The sequence below is a fragment of the Aeromonas sp. Y318-3 genome, from assembly GCF_027706185.1.
Taxonomy (GTDB): domain Bacteria; phylum Pseudomonadota; class Gammaproteobacteria; order Enterobacterales; family Aeromonadaceae; genus Aeromonas; species Aeromonas veronii.
Genome location: NZ_JAPDCN010000004.1, coordinates 302941 through 319435, shown reverse-complemented (window position 1 = coordinate 319435; position 16495 = coordinate 302941). Strand labels below are relative to the sequence as shown.

The 16495-nt window shown below is 58.3% G+C and carries 17 protein-coding genes; 2 read left to right on the top strand and 15 right to left on the bottom strand.

What is annotated here, in order from left to right; all coding sequences use genetic code 11:
• Positions 1 to 411: 411 nt before the first annotated feature.
• The 4 genes from OKB77_RS08130 to potA all read right to left on the bottom strand — a co-directional run bounded on the left by OKB77_RS08130 (position 412) and on the right by potA (position 4305).
• Entirely contained in the window at positions 412 to 1479 is a 1068-nt protein-coding gene (locus OKB77_RS08130) for an extracellular solute-binding protein (RefSeq protein WP_265775562.1), read from the bottom strand.
• Between the two features lie 81 nt (positions 1480 to 1560).
• A complete protein-coding gene (potC, locus tag OKB77_RS08125) occupies positions 1561 to 2331 on the bottom strand; it encodes a spermidine/putrescine ABC transporter permease PotC (RefSeq protein ID WP_005336644.1) in 771 nt (256 codons plus the stop codon).
• A complete protein-coding gene (potB, locus tag OKB77_RS08120) occupies positions 2328 to 3215 on the bottom strand; it encodes a spermidine/putrescine ABC transporter permease PotB (protein WP_042083135.1) in 888 nt (295 codons plus the stop codon). Before potB ends, potC begins: the two co-directional genes overlap by 4 nt.
• The gene (gene potA, locus OKB77_RS08115; protein ID WP_265775561.1) at positions 3202 to 4305 is read right to left on the bottom strand and encodes a spermidine/putrescine ABC transporter ATP-binding protein PotA; all 1104 of its coding nucleotides are present in this window, start codon (positions 4303 to 4305) and stop codon (positions 3202 to 3204) included. The genes potB and potA overlap by 14 nt, the downstream gene beginning before the upstream one ends.
• Before the next feature lie 201 nt (positions 4306 to 4506).
• Here potA and OKB77_RS08110 point away from each other — a divergent pair, with 201 nt between their 5' ends.
• Complete coding sequence (locus tag OKB77_RS08110; RefSeq protein WP_005351939.1) at positions 4507 to 5244, top strand: hypothetical protein; 738 nt, start codon at positions 4507 to 4509, stop codon at positions 5242 to 5244.
• 16 nt (positions 5245 to 5260) lie between these two features.
• Positions 5261 to 5947 carry a DUF2987 domain-containing protein gene (locus OKB77_RS08105; protein WP_064337955.1) on the top strand — a complete coding sequence of 229 codons (687 nt, stop codon included), beginning with the start codon at positions 5261 to 5263 and terminating at the stop codon, positions 5945 to 5947.
• A 103-nt stretch (positions 5948 to 6050) separates the two neighbouring features.
• On the opposite strand, the gene ttcA is transcribed toward OKB77_RS08105, so the two are convergent.
• The 11 genes from ttcA to ccoN all read right to left on the bottom strand — a co-directional run bounded on the left by ttcA (position 6051) and on the right by ccoN (position 16294).
• Positions 6051 to 6959, bottom strand: a complete 909-nt coding sequence (gene ttcA, locus OKB77_RS08100; protein WP_005336634.1) for a tRNA 2-thiocytidine(32) synthetase TtcA — start codon at positions 6957 to 6959, stop codon at positions 6051 to 6053.
• A gap of 74 nt (positions 6960 to 7033) precedes the next feature.
• Positions 7034 to 7981: a universal stress protein UspE gene (gene uspE, locus OKB77_RS08095; protein WP_005345417.1), complete on the bottom strand. Its 948-nt coding sequence runs from the start codon at positions 7979 to 7981 to the stop codon at positions 7034 to 7036.
• Between the two features lie 151 nt (positions 7982 to 8132).
• Complete coding sequence (locus OKB77_RS08090) at positions 8133 to 8888, bottom strand: FNR family transcription factor (RefSeq protein ID WP_005351934.1); 756 nt, start codon at positions 8886 to 8888, stop codon at positions 8133 to 8135.
• 68 nt (positions 8889 to 8956) lie between these two features.
• The gene (locus OKB77_RS08085; protein ID WP_199416455.1) at positions 8957 to 9643 is read right to left on the bottom strand and encodes a sulfite exporter TauE/SafE family protein; all 687 of its coding nucleotides are present in this window, start codon (positions 9641 to 9643) and stop codon (positions 8957 to 8959) included.
• Positions 9627 to 9815 carry a cbb3-type cytochrome oxidase assembly protein CcoS gene (ccoS, locus tag OKB77_RS08080; RefSeq protein ID WP_005336630.1) on the bottom strand — a complete coding sequence of 63 codons (189 nt, stop codon included), beginning with the start codon at positions 9813 to 9815 and terminating at the stop codon, positions 9627 to 9629. Before ccoS ends, OKB77_RS08085 begins: the two co-directional genes overlap by 17 nt.
• Positions 9816 to 9953: 138 nt before the next feature.
• Positions 9954 to 12338 (bottom strand): heavy metal translocating P-type ATPase, encoded by a 2385-nt coding sequence (locus tag OKB77_RS08075; RefSeq protein WP_270817355.1) that lies wholly within the window; start codon positions 12336 to 12338, stop codon positions 9954 to 9956.
• 86 nt (positions 12339 to 12424) lie between these two features.
• Positions 12425 to 12925: a FixH family protein gene (locus tag OKB77_RS08070; RefSeq protein ID WP_043820362.1), complete on the bottom strand. Its 501-nt coding sequence runs from the start codon at positions 12923 to 12925 to the stop codon at positions 12425 to 12427.
• A 140-nt stretch (positions 12926 to 13065) separates the two neighbouring features.
• The gene (ccoP, locus tag OKB77_RS08065; RefSeq protein WP_005336622.1) at positions 13066 to 14049 is read right to left on the bottom strand and encodes a cytochrome-c oxidase, cbb3-type subunit III; all 984 of its coding nucleotides are present in this window, start codon (positions 14047 to 14049) and stop codon (positions 13066 to 13068) included.
• A complete protein-coding gene (locus OKB77_RS08060) occupies positions 14049 to 14228 on the bottom strand; it encodes a CcoQ/FixQ family Cbb3-type cytochrome c oxidase assembly chaperone (RefSeq protein ID WP_005336620.1) in 180 nt (59 codons plus the stop codon). Before OKB77_RS08060 ends, ccoP begins: the two co-directional genes overlap by 1 nt.
• Positions 14229 to 14238: 10 nt before the next feature.
• Positions 14239 to 14853, bottom strand: coding sequence for a cytochrome-c oxidase, cbb3-type subunit II (ccoO, locus tag OKB77_RS08055; RefSeq protein ID WP_005336618.1), 615 nt, complete (start codon positions 14851 to 14853; stop codon positions 14239 to 14241).
• Between the two features lie 16 nt (positions 14854 to 14869).
• On the bottom strand, positions 14870 to 16294 hold the full coding sequence (ccoN, locus tag OKB77_RS08050; protein ID WP_005360548.1) for a cytochrome-c oxidase, cbb3-type subunit I: 1425 nt from the start codon (positions 16292 to 16294) through the stop codon (positions 14870 to 14872).
• Between the last annotated feature and the right edge of the window lie 201 nt (positions 16295 to 16495).

Sequence of the window (16495 nt, the reverse complement as noted above, 5' to 3'; positions counted from 1 at the left end):
GATTCATGCTGAACCTTATCCCTGATGCCAAGTGGGGCTCATGATCTCACATCAGGGACTTGTTCGCACCTTCCCTAGATTAAGTGGCACAACAATCTCCTTGGAAAATTAACAGTGACTAGATGGATGGCGGTATAAATTTGATAATAGATTCTTCCTTATAACGCCGTTTTCTACGTGTAACCGCTATGTGAAAATCATTTCTAAATCATGGTATTACCATTCTATTCCTACTGTCGAGGCGAATTTTATGTATAAGCCATCAGGCCAGCTTGATGTGCGTTTAGTACAAGGTGCGCTATATGTCCGATCTGTGTACAGTCGTGATGCCGCTCGCAGACCCGAAAGACGAAAAAGGGGGCGATGGCCCCCTTTATCCATTAACCCCTTCAGGGCCGATTAACCGCCGACTTAACCGGCTTTGGCCACCATGGCTTTCAGCTGCAGGAAGTACTGCTCGTAGAGGCGGGAGGCATCACCCACATCGGACTGGAATTCGCCCTTGCGTTTGATTTCGTCGCTCGGGAAGACCATGGTGTTGTTGCGAAACGCCGGGGTGAGCAGGGGAATGGCATCCTTGACCGGGGTGGGGTAGCCAATTGCCTCGGCCACCTTGGCGGCCACATCGGGGCGCATCAGGAAGTTGATCAGGGCGTGGGCTTCCTTCACATGCTTGGCCTTGGCCGGGATGGCGAGGTTGTCCATCCAGAGTACCGCCCCTTCTTCGGGGTAGGTCATCTGGATGGAGGGGTATTCGCGCTGGGCGCCATAAGCCGAGCCGTTCCACAGCATGCCGATATTGACCTCACCGGCGATAAAGGGGTCGGCCGGGTTGTCGGAGTTGAACGCCTTGATGTTGGGCATCAGCTTTTTCAGGTATTCGAACGCTTCGGCGATCTGCGCCTTGTCCTGGGTGTTGGGGCTATAGCCCAGTTGCACCAGCGCGATATGGAACACCTCGCGGGCATCGTCCATCAGCAGAAGGCTCTCTTTCCACTCTGGTGCCCAGAGCTGCTTCCAGCTGGTGACCGGCTGCTCGATGATGTCGGTGTTGGTGCCGATCCCGGTTGCGCCCCAGATATAGGGGATGGAGTAGCGGTTGTCCGGGTCGTACTCGTGGTTGAGCAGGGTAGGGTCGAGGTGCTTGAAGTTGGGCAGCTGGGCGCGATCCAGCGGCTGCAGCATTCCCTCTTTGGCCATTTTCGAGATGAAGTAGGTGCTGGGCACCACCACGTCATAGCCGTCGCCATGGGTTTTCAGCTTGGCGTAGAGGGTCTCGTTGGATTCGTAGGTGGAGTAGATCACCTTGATGCCGGTCTCTTGCTGGAACTGTTCCAGCAGGCCGTCCGGCACATATTCCGACCAGTTGTAGAAGTAGACCACCTTGTCATCGGCCGCGTGAGCGCTCTGGCTCAGCAGCGGGGTGGTGAGGGTGAGGGCGGCTGCCAGCAGGGCGCCGGCCTTGTGTTGGATTGTCATCAACAACTCCTTGGGGTTATGGGGCCTTGCGGCCCACCGTGACAGAGTTCGCCAAAGGTGGCGGGGACGAAACGGGCAGGGTCAACCCTGCCGTTTACGCAGTAACAGTTGCGCCAGCAGCACCATCCCGAGGGAGGCGACCAGCATCAGGGTGGCCAGGGCGTTGACCTCGGGGGAGACCCCCACCTTGACCATGGAGTAGATCTTGAGCGGCAGGATCTCGTAGGCCGGGCCGGTAACAAAGGAGCTCACCACCACGTCGTCCAGCGACAGGGTAAAGGAGAGCAGCCAGCCCGCCATTACCGCCGGCAGCGCCAGCGGCAGTATGATGCGGCGCAGGATGATCCACTCGCCAGCCCCCAGATCCCGCGCGGCTTCCAGCATCCGCACATCGAAGCCACACAGCCGCGAGTAGACGGTGATCACCACGAACGGCAGGCAGAAGGTGATGTGGGCGATCAGCAGCGACCAGAAGCCCAGCGCAATGCCGGTTACCACGAACAGGGTCAGCAGCGAAATGGCCATGACGATATCGGGGGACATCATCACCACAAACAGCATGCCGCTCACATACTGCTTGCCGCGAAAACGGTAGCGAAACAGCGCCACGGCGGTGAGGGTGCCGATCAGGGTCGCTGCGGTGGCGGTGAGGGCGGCGATGGTCAGGGAGTGCTGGGCCGCTTGCATCAGGCTGGCGCTGGCAAACAGCTTCTCATACCAGCCCAGGGTAAAGCCGCGCCAGTCGATGCCATATTTCGACAGGTTGAAGGAGTTGGCGATCAGCACCCCGATGGGCACATAGAGATAGCCAAACACCAGCAGCAGGAACAGAGCTTTCAGTGCGCGCATCATGCCAGCTCCCCCTTCTTGCTCAATAGCTTGCCCGCCCGCCAGTAGCAGTAGACCAACAGCGCCATCAGCACCGTCAGCATCACGCTGATGGCGGCGCCAAAGGGCCAGTCACGGCTGTTGAGGAACTGGGTCTTGATCAGGTTGCCAATCAGCAAGTGCTTGGCACCCCCCAGCAGATCGGAGACATAGAACATCCCCATGGCGGGCAGGAACACCAGCAGACAACCGGCGATGATGCCGGGCAGGGTGAGGGGCAAGATGATCCGCACCAGCCGCTGCCAGCCGTTGGCGCCGAGATCTCGCGCCGCCTCCAGCAAACGGCCATCCAGCTTCTCGATGCTGGAGTAGAGCGGCAGCACCATAAAGGGGAGCAGCACATAGACCAGCCCGATGATGACGGCCACCTCGGTATACATCATCTGCAGCGGTCGCTCGATAAGCCCCAGATCCAGCAGCCAGCCATTGATCAGTCCCCGGGTGCCGAGCAGCACTTTAAGCGCATAGGTGCGGATCAGGGAGTTGGTCCAGAACGGCACCACCACCAGAAACAGCAGCAGCGGGCGGATACGCGCTGGCAGATGGGCCAGCAGCCAGGCAAAGGGGTAGCCCACCAGCAGGCAGATGGCGGTGGCGAGCAGCGCCAGCCAGAGAGAGTGGAGCAGCACCTCGAAATAGAGGGGGTCCAGCAGGCGGCCATAGTTGCTCAGGGTAAAGAGCGGCGCGATAAGCTCGGACTCGTCACGGGTCAGGAAGCTGACGCCGATGATCATCAGGTTGGGCAGGAAGACAAACAGCGTCAGCCAGCCCAGGATCAGCGCGATGGCCCCGTTACGAAAGCCATTGTGGGCAAAGCTGTGCGGTACCCGCAGATTAGTGAGGCTCATAGGGCAGCACCACCTCCCAGCTGTCGACCCAGTGGATCGCCACCTCCTGACCCAGACGGTAGTCAAAGTCGGGGTCATCCTCGTCGAAGAACTCGGAGATAAGCAGCTGTTTGCCACTTTCGAGCTCGATCACCGAATCCAGCGTCGCCCCCTTGTAGTTGCGCTCGCGGATATTGCCCCGCAGCGCGCCACTTTGATCGTCATCCTGATCGAGAATGCGCAGATCTTCCGGGCGCAGCAGCACCAGCACCTTTTCGTCTGGCTGGAACGGCAAGGTGGTATGAAGCAGGCATTCGCGCCCCTCCACCTCGGCCTGCCAGATGCCGGGCTCGCACTGGCTGATCAGCTTGCCATCCATCACGTTGATCTCGCCGATAAAGCGTGCCACGAACAGGTTGGCTGGCGATTCGTAGATATCGCGCGGGGTGCCGCGCTGGATGATCTTGCCGCCTTCCATCACCAGGATGCGATCAGACATGGTGAGCGCCTCTTCCTGATCATGGGTGACGAAGACAAAGGTGATGCCAAGGCGACGCTGCAGCGCCTTGAGCTCGCTCTGCATCTGCTTGCGCAGCTTGTAGTCGAGCGCCGAGAGGGATTCGTCGAGCAGCAGCAGGCGCGGCTTGTTGACCACGGCGCGGGCAATGGCGACCCGTTGTTGCTGACCGCCGGAGAGTTGATCCGGGCGGCGGTTGGCCAGCTCGGTGAGCTGCACCATGGCGAGGGTCTCCTCGACCCGCTGGCGGATCTCGCTGGCCGGTACTTTCTGCATCTCGAGGCCAAAGGCGACGTTTTCAAACACCGTCATATGAGGGAAGAGCGCATAGCTCTGGAACACGGTGTTGATGTGCCTGTGTTCGGCGGGGATATGGGTGATCTCGTCACCGGCCAGATGGATGGTGCCACCGTCGACCGATTCGAGCCCGGCCAGCAGGCGCAGCAGGGTGGTCTTGCCACAGCCGGAGGGGCCCAGCAGGGTAAGAAATTCACCGTCATAGATTTCAAGGTCAAGGTCACTCAGGATCACCTTGCCATCGTATTTTTTGCTGATCTTGTTCAGCGCGACAATTACCTGTGGATTGTTCATCATCCGCCAGTCTCACCCCAGCCAGTGGCCATCGTGTTGAAAGAGGGCCGCATTCTATGCAGCCGACACATGAAATTAAAGGCTTTTTGGCCCGAATTAGCCGCAAGTGTGCAGGAAAAACGGCTACGAATAGCAGACCAAATCGCTATAATGTGCCACCTGATTTGGTCGTTTTCGATATTGGATAGTCAATTGAGTAATAAAATGCGTATTGGCGGCTCCCTTGAGCAGTCTCTGAACCAGGGCTACCGCCTTGATCTGAAAGGGGTCATCCAGGAGGGATGGCAACAGACCCGCCGTACCGGATTTGGCCTGCTGCTGGCGATTGTCGGGGTGACGGCGATCTGGATCCTGCTCAGCAATGTGCTGCTGTTGCCCTATCTGGGGGATGACAGCCAGATGAATGTGGCCATGGTGCTGAGCTTGCTGATGACGGTGGTGATGGCCCCCATGACCAGCTCCCTCGATATGCTGGGGTTGCAGCAGTCGGTCGGGGTGCGCGCCCGCGCCAACCAGGTGTTCGACTTCTTCCGCCACTTTGTGCGTCTTGGCATGTTGAGCCTGCTTGGCAGTCTGCTCACCAGCCTGTTTGGCCCGCTATTCGATCTGCTGGGATTGCCCGCCGTACTCTCTTTCATCCCCTCGGCTCTGATCGGCATGGGGCTGCTCTTTACCGTCCCGTTGGTGCTGGAGCGTGGCCTGACGCCGCCCCAGGCCATTCTGGTCTCTCTCAAGCTCTTTGCGCGCGGCTGGCCCAGCATTGTGCTGTTCCACGGCGTGATGACCGCGCTCTTCTTCCTGGCTCTGATCCCCATGGGGTTGGGGCTTATCTGGGTGGCACCGCTCTATTTCAACTGCAAGGGGATCCTCTATCGGGATCTCTGCGGGGTAGGTGTAGAGGTTAACGAGGTGACAGAAGGCCCCAACCATTTCAATGCATGATGCAAAAGGACGTTGAATGACTCGTCGATATGGAGTGACCAAGGCTGTGCGCCAGAGTCTGCTGGCCACGCTCTTGCTGCCAGGGCTGGCGCTGGCTGAGCCGGTGCTGGATCTGCAATACAGCACCTTCTACAGCCAGATGAAGACCTTTGCCAAAGGGGAGTTTGGTCACGCCAGACTGGGGTTTTATCTGACCGATCCGCAAAATGGTCAGCGCTGTGGCCTCACCTTTGCCCGGGTTGCAACCGACAGTAAGGAGGTCGCGGGCGAGGTAACGGTCGATAGCGAACTACGCCTGCCTTTTGATGAGGATCTCAACCTCGACAAGGGGATCGTGACCGTTGGCCTTAAAGAAGAGCACGCCACTTGCGATATGACGGTACAGGTGATGGCCGACGCACCGAACGGGCCCGAGCTGCCGCTGGCGGAGCTGGCGGCCCGTCAGCAGCAGATGCAGTCGCTGCTCGACAAGATGGCGGGCATGGTCGGCAAGCACTTCCTGCCGAAGATGGAAGGGGTACGCATTACCCTGGTGCAACAGAGCGGCACCGCCTATCTGATTGATGGCGCCCGTCAGGAGGCGCTGCCCTGGCAGGAAGGCAACCTGCTGCTGAGCAATGAGCAACTGGCCGCGTTCGCTGCCGGGCAACTGCGACTGCAGGGTGACGTGCTGCGACTGACCCCCTGGCTGCACAAAGGCTGATGCCGATGGTGCTGTCACGTTGGTAAGAGGCAGATCAAGAAAGCAAAAAAGGAGCTATTATCGCTCCTTTTTTATTGCGTGGCGTTTGCCCTGTGAGCGCGGCTTAGCGCACTTCAATCACATCCAGCATGTCCATCTCGTCGATGTCCAGCAGCGGCGCTTTTGGCATCTCGGGCGGATCAAACGCCTTGTCGCCGCCATCGATGATGCCGGAGTCGCGGTTGATGCTCTTGAAGTCAAACAGCTTGTGGTCGAGCAGGTGGCTCGGGATCACGTCCTGAATGGCGGTGAACATGGTCTCGATACGACCGGGGAAGCGGCGATCCCAATCCTGCATCATCTGCTTGATGGCCTGACGCTGCAGGTTCTCCTGCGAGCCGCACAGGTTGCACGGAATGATGGGGAAGGCTTTGACGTCGGCGTAGCGGATCAGATCCTTCTCTTTGCAGTAGGCCAGCGGGCGGATCACCACGTTCTTGCCATCGTCGCTCACCAGCTTGGGCGGCATGGACTTGAGCTTGCCACCGTAGAACATGTTGAGGAACAGGGTCTCGAGGATGTCGTCGCGGTGGTGGCCAAGGGCAATCTTGGTGCAACCCAGCTCCTGGGCGGTGCGGTAGAGAATACCGCGGCGCAGCCGTGAGCAGAGGGAGCAGGTGGTTTTGCCTTCCGGTACCTTCTCTTTGACGATGGAGTAGGTATCTTCCTCGACTATCTTGTACTCGATGCCGAGGGAATCCAGGTACTCGGGCAGCACATGTTCGGGGAAACCGGGCTGCTTTTGATCTAGGTTGACGGCAACCAGATCGAAATGGATGGGGGCGCTGGCTTTGAGGCTCATCAGTATGTCGAGCATACCGAAGCTGTCCTTGCCGCCGGAGAGGCAGACCATGACCTTGTCGCCCTCTTCAATCATGTTGAAGTCGGCAATGGCCTGACCCACGTTGCGCCGCAGGCGCTTCTGCAGTTTGTTAAAACTGTATTTTTCTTTGGCGTTCAGCTCTTCTAGCATGCTCGTAAAACCCGGGACACAAATAAGCGCGTTATTATAGCCATGTCCCGGGGGAGGGCAAGGTGCCAGGCACCTTATGATTGATTGCGACGACTGTCGACCGGGCAGCTGTAGTCCGCCGGTTTGAGGATCAGGATGTCGCAGGAGAGGCGGTCAATCACATGTTCGGCGGTATTGCCGAGCAAAGCTGCAGAAAGCCCGGTACGGCCGACGCAGCCCATGATCATCAAGGTTGCCTTGAGCTCTTCGGCCATATCCGGCAACACCTCTTCCGGTAGCCCCTCTGCTACCCGGGTCCAGAGATGACCGATCCCGAACTTGTCGGCATGGCTGAGCAGCAGGCTTTCGTGGTGTTTGCGGATCGCCTCGTTGTAGGCGTTGGGATCAAACTCTGGCAGCTCGATAGCCACGTTGACCGGGGTGCCCGGGTAGGTGTTGACCAGATAGAGGTTGGAGCCCAGCAGCTCGGCGATGTCGCTTCCTTCCTGGGTGATCCGTTCGTTGAGCAATTTCTGATCCGGATCGTCGCTTGAGCAGTTGATGGCGGCGATGATGTTGCCGCCCCGTTGCCAGTGACCCTCCTTGACCAGCAGTACCGGACAGGGGCATTTGCGCAGCAGGTGCCAGTCGGTGGGGGTAAAGATGAAGGTTTGCAGGAAGCTGTGATGGTGAGTGGCTTTGACCACCAGATCGTGGCGCTGCTCCAGCACCTCCTGAATGACGCACTCGAAGGGACGATTGTGCCAGACCACTTTCACTTCGCACTCTATCCCCTGTGCCCGATAGGGGGTCAGGATCTCGTCCAGCCACTCACGTCGCTGTGAAATGACGCCGTCGCGCATCTCTTGCCGCTCGTCCACCGAGAGCATGGCGGTCATTTCATACGAGAAGTCATAGATGGTGAGCAGCAGGGTCAGATGGGCGTTTTCGTCCAGCTCGGCGACTTTGACTGCCCGTTCGAGGGCGATTTGACGCTCCTCTTCTGGATTGATAACCACCAGAATATTCTGATATTTGACCATCTTCTCCTCCTTGGAAAAGTCCAATGACAGCAGAATCTTAGCCATTACAGCTTAGCGCAGGAGGAGGGTATGGGGAACGTACCGGATCACATTCCAGAGGAAAGGATCCGGCAGGGAAAGCAGGAGAAAAGCGAGAGGGTAAGCGGAAAAATCAGCCGCAGGGCGGGCGAGTTGCACCGGCCATCATGCCCAGCGCGACCTGATCAAGCACGGTAATGTATTTGCCTTTGACGCTGATGAGACCGGACTTCTGGAAACGGCCGAGCAGACGACTGATGGTCTCGACGGTCAGACCCAGATAGTTGCCAATGTCACCACGGGTCATGGAGAGACGGAACTCCTTGGCGGAGAAACCGCGCTCGGAGAAGCGTACCGAAAGATTGTGCAGGAAGGCGGCGAGGCGCTCTTCGGCATTCTTCTTGGAGAGCAGCAGGATCATCTCCTGATCGCCCATGATTTCGCTGCTCATCAGACGCATGATCTGCTGGCGCAGTTTGGGCATCTTGCCGGAGAGATCATCCAGCACTTCAAACGGGATCTCGCACACCATGGCCGTTTCCAGCGCCTGAGCGAAGGAGGGATGGGCCTGCTTGTTGATGGCATCAAACCCGACCAGATCGCCAGCGAGGTGGAAAGCAGTGATCTGCTCATCCCCTTGCTCGGTGATGGTGTAAGACTTGATGGTCCCGGAACGGATGGCATAGAGCGATTTGAACTCATCGCCAGCCTTGAACAGCTCTTCACCCTTCTGGATCGGCTTTTTGCGCTCGATGATGCTGTCCAGCTGATCAAGCTCGTTGTCGTTCAGAGTGAAGGGAATACAGAGCTGACTGATGCTGCAATCCTGGCAATGAATTGCACAGCCACCGCTCTGGATACGTCTGCCAGGTTTCTTTTCCGGGATCATAGGCTCATACGAATAATTGATTTATATCAAACAAGTTTACCATCAACTCATCCGTTTTGGATAGGGTTTCAAAAGGAAGCAATGCCAATCCAGAAGGTATGTACCCCGAACAAAATGAGCAGCAGGGCACCGCCAAGGCGCAAACTGCGCAGGGTGAGCCAGTATCTCAGGCGATCGGCAAGCCCTCCCAACGCAAACAGGGTGGGCAGGGTGCCGAGACCAAAAAAGAGCATGATGAGCGCCCCGCCACCGGCCGAACCCGCCGCCGCGCTCCAGGTCAGCATGGAGTAGACCAGCCCGCAGGGGAGCCAACCCCACACCATGCCAAAGGGCAGTGCCTGCACAGGTGAGGTGAAGGGGAGAAACTTGCCCGCCAGCGGTTTGAGACGGGGCCAAAGTCTGGCGCCGAGCCGCTCCAGCAGCAAGATCCCTTGCCACCAGCCCGCCAGATAGAGACCAAGCGCAATCATCAAAAGCGCTGCCACCAAGCGCAATCCGGCGATGGCGTGTTTGCCTGCGCCCAGCTCGCTGGTGGTGGCGAGCAGGCCGCCCACCAGTGCACCTGCAATGACATAGCTCAGGATACGGCCGAGGTTGTAGTTGAGCAGATAGGCAAGCCGCCCCCAAAAATGCTGCTTGTTGGCGGGGATCGCCATGGAGAGCGCGGCGGAGACCCCCCCGCACATGCCGATACAGTGGGCAGAGCCTGCCAGTCCGACCAGCAGGGCGCCGGCCAGATCAAGGTTGTGGGTCATGGTCAGCAGGCTTTACGGGTTTGTGGGCAGGTTGCTCTTCGTCAAACAGGATGTTGGAACCCTGCCGGTCGAGATCTTCAAACTGCTCGGAGCGAATGGCCCAGAAGAAGACGACCCCGGCGATGATCACAAACAGGATAGCGATGGGGATCAGGACAAAAATTATATTCATGAGAGGTACCTTGGCGTTCATCCTTGGCAAGCGTCCCCTATGGTAACCCTGTTCGGGCAGAGGGCCAGCCGCTATCAATTAGAAATGTGGCCTGCATCGGAGGCAGGCCACATTTTCAGCTATTTTCCGCCACCAGCCTCATCGGTTGAGGCGCATGGAGTTGGTTACCACGATGAGTGAGCTGAGCGACATGCCCGCCGCCGCCAGATAGGGGGGCAGCCAGCCGCAGGCCGCCAGCGGCAGCACCAGCAGGTTGTAACCGATGGACCAGGCGAAGTTCTCGATGATGATCTTGCGGGTACGTATTGCCAGCACTCTGGCCTCGAGCAGTCGGCTCAGGTCATCGGCCAGCAGGATGGCGTCGGCGCTGTTTTTCGCCAGATCGGTGCCACCAGCCATGGCAAACGAGGCGTGAGCGCCAGCCAGTACCGGAGCGTCGTTGATGCCATCGCCCACCATGATGCTGATATCCCCTTGGGCTTCCCGGGCCTTGAGGTAGGCCAGCTTGCCATCGGGCGAGACCCCCTTGACCAGCTCATCCACGCCCAGCTCGCGGGCAATCTCGTCTGCCTGCAAAGAGCTGTCGCCAGTCAGCACGGTAGTTTGCAGACCTGCTGACTTGAATGCCGCGATCAGCGCCCTGGCATCGGGACGCAGGGTATCTTCCAGATTGAAGCGGGCCAATACCTGCTGCTCGTCGGCCAGATAGATAGCCAGACCGCGGCCGCGTTCTTGCGCCGGATCCAGCCCAAGCCAGCGGGCACTGCCGATGCGGTAGCGTACGCCATCCACCAGCGCTGTGATGCCGTGACCGATGACCGGGGTGATCTCGCGGGCGGATGGCAGCACAGTGATGCTGTCGGCGGGCAGCCGGAAGGCGCGGGCAATCGGGTGTTCGGATTGCGCCTCCATGGCCCGGGCGATGGCGAGGCATTGCGTCTCGTCCATCTCTGCCAAGGTGGTGGTGCCGGTCAGACTGATCTCACCTGTGGTCAGGGTGCCGGTCTTGTCCATCACGATCCGGTTTGCCTTGGTCAGCACGTCAAGCACATGACCACGGCGCAACAGAATGCCGTTGCGGGTCAGATTGGCGGTGGCCGAAGTTAGCGCAGTCGGGGTGGCCAGCGACAGGGCACAGGGGCAAGTGGCAACCAGCACGGCGAGGGTGACCCAGAACGCCTGATCCGGTTGATGGAAGTGCCAGAAGGTCCAGACGGCGGCGGCAATGATCAGCAGCACCAGAATAAAGTGGCGCGACAGCTGATCCGCCATCTGGGCGATGGCCGGTTTGTCATCGAGGGCATGATCCTGCAGCCGCATGATCTGGGCGATCCGTGACTCTTCAATACGGTGGCTGACCCGGATCTGCAGCGGGGCATCCGTGTTGATGGTGCCGGCATAGACCTGATCGCCTGGCTGTTTAAGCAGGGGCAGCTGTTCACCGGTCAGCATGGATTCGTTGAGGCTGGCTTGCCCTTCGACAATGATGCCGTCCGCCGGCAAGGTGGCGCCAGCAAGCACCCGTATCCGATCGCCGACCTGCAAGGTCTTGGCCGCTACCTCATGCTCCCCTTCATCATCGATGCGGGTCGCCATGATGGGCACCAGTCGTGCCAGGTTGGAGCTCGATTCCGACGCCTTACGCCGGGCCCGCAACTCGAGAAAGCGCCCCAGCAGCAGGAAGAAGACGAACATGGTGATTGAGTCGTAATAGACCTCACCGGTATTGAACACGGTGGCCCACATGGAGGCGATAAAAGCCCCGATCAGCGCCAGCGACACCGACACATCCATCGACAGGTGACCCTGTTTCAGGCTGCGCCAGGCCCCCACGTAAAAGGGCTGGGCCGAGTAGATCATGATGGGGGTGGAGAGCAGCAGGCTTATCCACTTGAAGTAGACCATGAACTCATCTTCAACGCTGATGAAGAGATCCATATAGAGGGCCACGGCGCACATCATCACCTGCATTGAGCCCAGCCCCGCCAGAGCCAGCCGGAACATATAGCTGCGCACCTCTTTGGCGTAGAGCGCCTCCTGTTGATGGGTCTGGAACGGATAGGCGCGATAGCCGATCTGGGCGAATCCCTTGAGGATGTCACTCAGGGAGAGCTGGTCCGGATCCCACTTGATACGGGCCCGGTGGGTGGTGGTGTTAACGTTGATGTAGCGCAGGCCGCCAAGGGTCATCAGGTGGCGTTCGATCAGCCAGGCACAGGCGGCGCAGGTCAAGCCCTCAACCGTCAGCTGGATTTCGCGAAGGGTACCGTTGTCGGTGACAAAATCCTGTTGCACTTCTGCCAGATCGTAGTGGGTGAGGGCGGCCAGCTCCTCGGGCACCAGATCCCCCTTGGTACCGGGGGCGGTGCGGTGATCGTAGTAACTGGCAAGGCCGCACTCCATGATGGTTTCCGCCACCGCCTGACAACCGGGGCAGCACATGGGGTGAACAATCCCCTTTATCTCGAGGGAATAGCCACTATTGGCGGGTACCGGCTCGCCACAGTGAAAACAGGGGGTCATGCGTTATGTCCCCCTGAATGCAGAATGCAAGCAGCAGGGGCGCTGGCGAGAACCGGCTCGCCACAGTGAGAACAGCCGGTCATGGCTTAGCGTCCTTTCGGGTCGAGTTCGACAGGGGCCAGGGTCGGCAGCTGGACGGTCTCTTGCAATCGCCACTCGTGGTCAAATGCATCGACCCGAATGTGCCACTTGCCGACCAGCGGCTTGTCGAAATGGAGGCGATAGGTGCCGCTCGCATCGGCGGTGATCATGTGTTCGCTGTCCTGACCGGCCAAGGTCGGGTGGAACAATGAGAGATAGAGAGCTTGCCCGGCAGGAATGTCACCGCTGATGGGTTTTAGGGTCAGCTCGTTGCCGTCAACCTCCAGCCCAAAGCGGATATTGAGCGCTTCGGAGCGGTCAAACTTGCTCAAGTCCTGATTGATCTCTTTCCCTTGTTTGTAATAGTCCTCGGCAACCAGATTGACCCCATCCTTGCTGGCGATGATGGCGGTGGCGATGCTGCCAACAACGGCGGCAGTGGGGAGGGCGATGATAAACCAGGGCCAGAATTGGCGATACCACGGTTTGGATAGAGGTTGGGTCATGATTGCTACTGCCATGAAACGAATGATTAACGTGGAAGATGGTTTTTACGCAACACAAGATAACAAAAAGCCTCGAGGAGTCGAGGCTTTTTGCTGTGTAATCACGTGTTTATCACATGTTACAACGTTACGGGCGAACCTTATTTGGCAGACTGTTGATGAGACAGGCTGTAAACGTAGGAGGCCAGCAGGTGAACCTTGTCCTCACCCAGAATGTCTTTCCAGGCTGGCATCACGCCGTGACGACCGTGGGTGATGGTTTGCACCACCACTTCGCGGGAGCCACCGTAGAGCCAGGTGTTGTTGGTCAGATCTGGCGCACCGACGGCGATACCGCCCTTGGCATCGGCCCCGTGGCAGGCTGCGCAGATGGCAAAGCGTGCTTCACCTTTCTTCGCTTCCACCAGGTCAACCTTGCGACCGGAGAGGCTCAGCACATAGGAGGCCACTTCCTGAACGCCATCTTTGCCGAGGATTTCACCCCAGGCAGCCATGATCCCCTGACGACCGCCCATGATGGTGGTTTTGATTTGATCAGGCTGGCCGCCCCATTGCCATTCGCTGTCGGTCAGGTTCGGGAAGCCGCGGCCACCACGGGCATCGGAGCCGTGGCACTGGGAGCAGTTCTGCAGGAACAGACGCTGACCCACTTTCAGGGCTTCCGGATCCTTGGCGATCTCGGTGATGGCACGATAGGTTTTGCCATCCGCTTCATAGGTGAGTTCACGGAACTTGGCACCGTAGATCTCGTCAGCCTTGGCGACCTCGCGGTCATACTCCACTGCGCGACCTTCGGCCTTGGCCGATTCGGTTGCAGCCTTGGACTCGGCCAGTGAGCGCACGTCCTGATTGGAACTTTGCCAGCCCAGCAGGCCTTTGAAGTTGCCAAGTCCCGGGAAGGCGACCAGATAGACCAGACCGGTGACGATGAAGAAGAGGAACATGTAAGTCCACCACTTCGGCAGCGGGTTGTTGATCTCCTCGATGCCATCGAAGGAGTGACCCATCGATTTGCCTTCTTCAACACCCATCTTGTCCTTGCGGCACCACATCAGCAGCAAGAAGCAGCCGAGGATGGTTCCCAGACTGATGACAGTCACAAAAATGCTAAACAGAGTGCTCATTATTGTTTCGCTCCTGCGTTCTTTTTATCAGCACCGGGTTGCTCATCATCGGCAAAAACCAGATTGGCAGCCTCGTCGAAAGAGGTCTTGCGGCGTTTGCTGTAGGCCCAGACGATGATGCCAATCATGATGGCCATCAACAGCAGGGTATACAGACCGCGAAATGTGCCGTAGTCCATTTTCGCCTCCTTATTTCAGGGCATGACCCAGTGATTGCAGATAGGCCACCAGCGCATCCAGCTCGGTTTTGCCCTTCACGGCTTCGCCAGCACCCTGAATATCGGCGTCGGTATAGGGCACACCGAAGTGATCGCGGAACAGCGCCAGCTTCTTGGCGGTCATCTCACCGGTCAGCACATTGGTATCAAGCCAGGGGTAGGCGGGCATGTTGGATTCTGGTACCACATCGCGCGGGTTGATCAGGTGAACCTTGTGCCACTCGTCGGAGTAGCGGCCACCAACACGGGCCAGATCCGGACCAGTTCGCTTGGAGCCCCACAGGAAGGGGTGCTCCCAGACGCTCTCGCCAGCGACCGAGTAGTGGCCGTAACGCTCGGTTTCGGCACGGAACGGACGGATCATCTGGCTGTGGCAGTTGGTGCAGCCTTCGCGAATGAAGATGTCGCGTCCTTCCATCTGCAGAGCGGTGTAGGGCTTGAGGCCTTCCACCGGCTCGGTGGTTTGCTTTTGGAAGAACAGCGGAGTGATTTCAACCAGGCCCCCCAGACTGATGGCGAAGATGATGCCGACCACCAGCATGGGAACGCTTTTTTCAAATATTTCGTGACGGTTATTGTTGCTCATGGGTTGACCTCTTCAATCATGCTGGCTGGGCGACAGGTTCCAGAGAACCTTTGGGCGCAGTGATGGTGCGATAGGCGTTGTAAGCCATCAGCAACATGCCGGTGACGAAGAAGCAGCCACCCAGGAAGCGCACGAAATAGAAGGGATAGGATGCCTGCAGCGCTTCAACAAAGCTGTAGGTCAGGGTGCCGTCTTCGTTGACTGCACGCCACATCAGGCCCTGCATCACGCCGGAAATCCACATGGCAACGATGTAGAGCACGGTGCCCACGGTCGCCAGCCAGAAGTGAACGTTGATCAGCTTGACGCTGTACATCCGGCCCTGGCCGAACAGGTTCGGGATCAGGTGATAAACCGCACCGATGGAGACCATGGCAACCCAGCCCAGCGCACCGGAGTGAACGTGACCAACGGTCCAGTCGGTGTAGTGGGAGAGGGCGTTGACGGTTTTGATCGCCATCATCGGGCCTTCGAAGGTCGACATGCCGTAGAAAGACAAAGAAACGATAAGGAAGCGCAGGATGGGGTCATAACGCAGTTTGTGCCAGGCACCGGAGAGGGTCATGATGCCGTTGATCATGCCGCCCCAGGAGGGGACAAACAGGATCAGGGACATCACCATGCCCAGTGACTGAGCCCAGTCAGGCAGTGCGGTGTAGTGCAGGTGGTGCGGACCGGCCCAGATATAGAGGGAGATCAGCGCCCAGAAGTGGACGATGGAGAGGCGATAGGAGTAAACCGGACGACCGGCCTGCTTGGGCACGAAGTAGTACATCATCCCCAGGAAGCCGGCGGTCAGCAGGAAGCCCACCGCGTTATGGCCATACCACCACTGCACCATGGCGTCCATGGCGCCGGAGTACATGGAGTAGGACTTCATGCCGGAGAGGGGCACTTCCATGTTATTGACGATGTGCAGCACCGCAACGGTGATGATGAAGGCGCCGAAGAACCAGTTCGCCACATAGATGTGGGAGGTGGTGCGCTTCATCAGGGTGCCGAAGAAGACGATGGCATAGGCGACCCATACCACAGTGATGGCGATATCAATCGGCCACTCCAGCTCGGCATACTCTTTGGCGGAGGTGAAACCCAGCGGCAGAGAGATGGCGGCAGAGAGGATAATTGCTTGCCAACCCCAGAAGACGAAGGTTGCCAGCGGGCCACCAAACAGTCTGGTTTGACAGGTGCGCTGCACCACGTAGAAGGAGGTGGCCATCAGCGCACTGACGCCGAAGGCGAAGATCACTGCGTTGGTATGGAGGGGCCGCAGACGACTGTAAGTCAGCCACGGGGTCTCGAAGTTGAGGGCAGGCCAGATCAACTGGGCTGCGATCAGTACGCCAACCGACATGCCGACAATTCCCCAGACAATCGTCATGACGGTAAACTGGCGAACAACGGTGTAGTTGTACTCAGGATGGTTAGTTGTATGGCTCATCGTTATATTCCGCTTCCGATGCTGCTGTTGTTTGGTTTTGTATCCGGAGAACCGGACTGGCTTCATCAGCCACCGCCGACCAGTTGTTAACATCTGTTAACGAAAGGAAAAGCAAAAGATGGCTAAATGAAAACTGCATGGGAATGATACTGAAGTGACAGGTAAAATAACAGTATAAACAGTGATATATTTGGCTCCGTC

Excerpts from the sequence above, each read along its gene's own strand:
- OKB77_RS08130 (WP_265775562.1), bottom strand. The coding sequence starts at position 1,479 with ATGACAATCCAACACAAGGCCGGCGCCCTGCTGGCAGCCGCCCTCACC.
- potC (WP_005336644.1), bottom strand. The coding sequence starts at position 2,331 with ATGATGCGCGCACTGAAAGCTCTGTTCCTGCTGCTGGTGTTTGGCTAT.
- potB (WP_042083135.1), bottom strand. The coding sequence starts at position 3,215 with ATGAGCCTCACTAATCTGCGGGTACCGCACAGCTTTGCCCACAATGGC.
- potA (WP_265775561.1), bottom strand. The coding sequence starts at position 4,305 with ATGATGAACAATCCACAGGTAATTGTCGCGCTGAACAAGATCAGCAAA.
- OKB77_RS08110 (WP_005351939.1), top strand. The coding sequence starts at position 4,507 with ATGCGTATTGGCGGCTCCCTTGAGCAGTCTCTGAACCAGGGCTACCGC.
- OKB77_RS08105 (WP_064337955.1), top strand. The coding sequence starts at position 5,261 with ATGACTCGTCGATATGGAGTGACCAAGGCTGTGCGCCAGAGTCTGCTG.
- ttcA (WP_005336634.1), bottom strand. The coding sequence starts at position 6,959 with ATGCTAGAAGAGCTGAACGCCAAAGAAAAATACAGTTTTAACAAACTG.
- uspE (WP_005345417.1), bottom strand. The coding sequence starts at position 7,981 with ATGGTCAAATATCAGAATATTCTGGTGGTTATCAATCCAGAAGAGGAG.
- OKB77_RS08090 (WP_005351934.1), bottom strand. The coding sequence starts at position 8,888 with ATGATCCCGGAAAAGAAACCTGGCAGACGTATCCAGAGCGGTGGCTGT.
- OKB77_RS08085 (WP_199416455.1), bottom strand. The coding sequence starts at position 9,643 with ATGACCCACAACCTTGATCTGGCCGGCGCCCTGCTGGTCGGACTGGCA.
- ccoS (WP_005336630.1), bottom strand. The coding sequence starts at position 9,815 with ATGAATATAATTTTTGTCCTGATCCCCATCGCTATCCTGTTTGTGATC.
- OKB77_RS08075 (WP_270817355.1), bottom strand. The coding sequence starts at position 12,338 with ATGACCCCCTGTTTTCACTGTGGCGAGCCGGTACCCGCCAATAGTGGC.
- OKB77_RS08070 (WP_043820362.1), bottom strand. The coding sequence starts at position 12,925 with ATGACCCAACCTCTATCCAAACCGTGGTATCGCCAATTCTGGCCCTGG.
- ccoP (WP_005336622.1), bottom strand. The coding sequence starts at position 14,049 with ATGAGCACTCTGTTTAGCATTTTTGTGACTGTCATCAGTCTGGGAACC.
- OKB77_RS08060 (WP_005336620.1), bottom strand. The coding sequence starts at position 14,228 with ATGGACTACGGCACATTTCGCGGTCTGTATACCCTGCTGTTGATGGCC.
- ccoO (WP_005336618.1), bottom strand. The coding sequence starts at position 14,853 with ATGAGCAACAATAACCGTCACGAAATATTTGAAAAAAGCGTTCCCATG.
- ccoN (WP_005360548.1), bottom strand. The coding sequence starts at position 16,294 with ATGAGCCATACAACTAACCATCCTGAGTACAACTACACCGTTGTTCGC.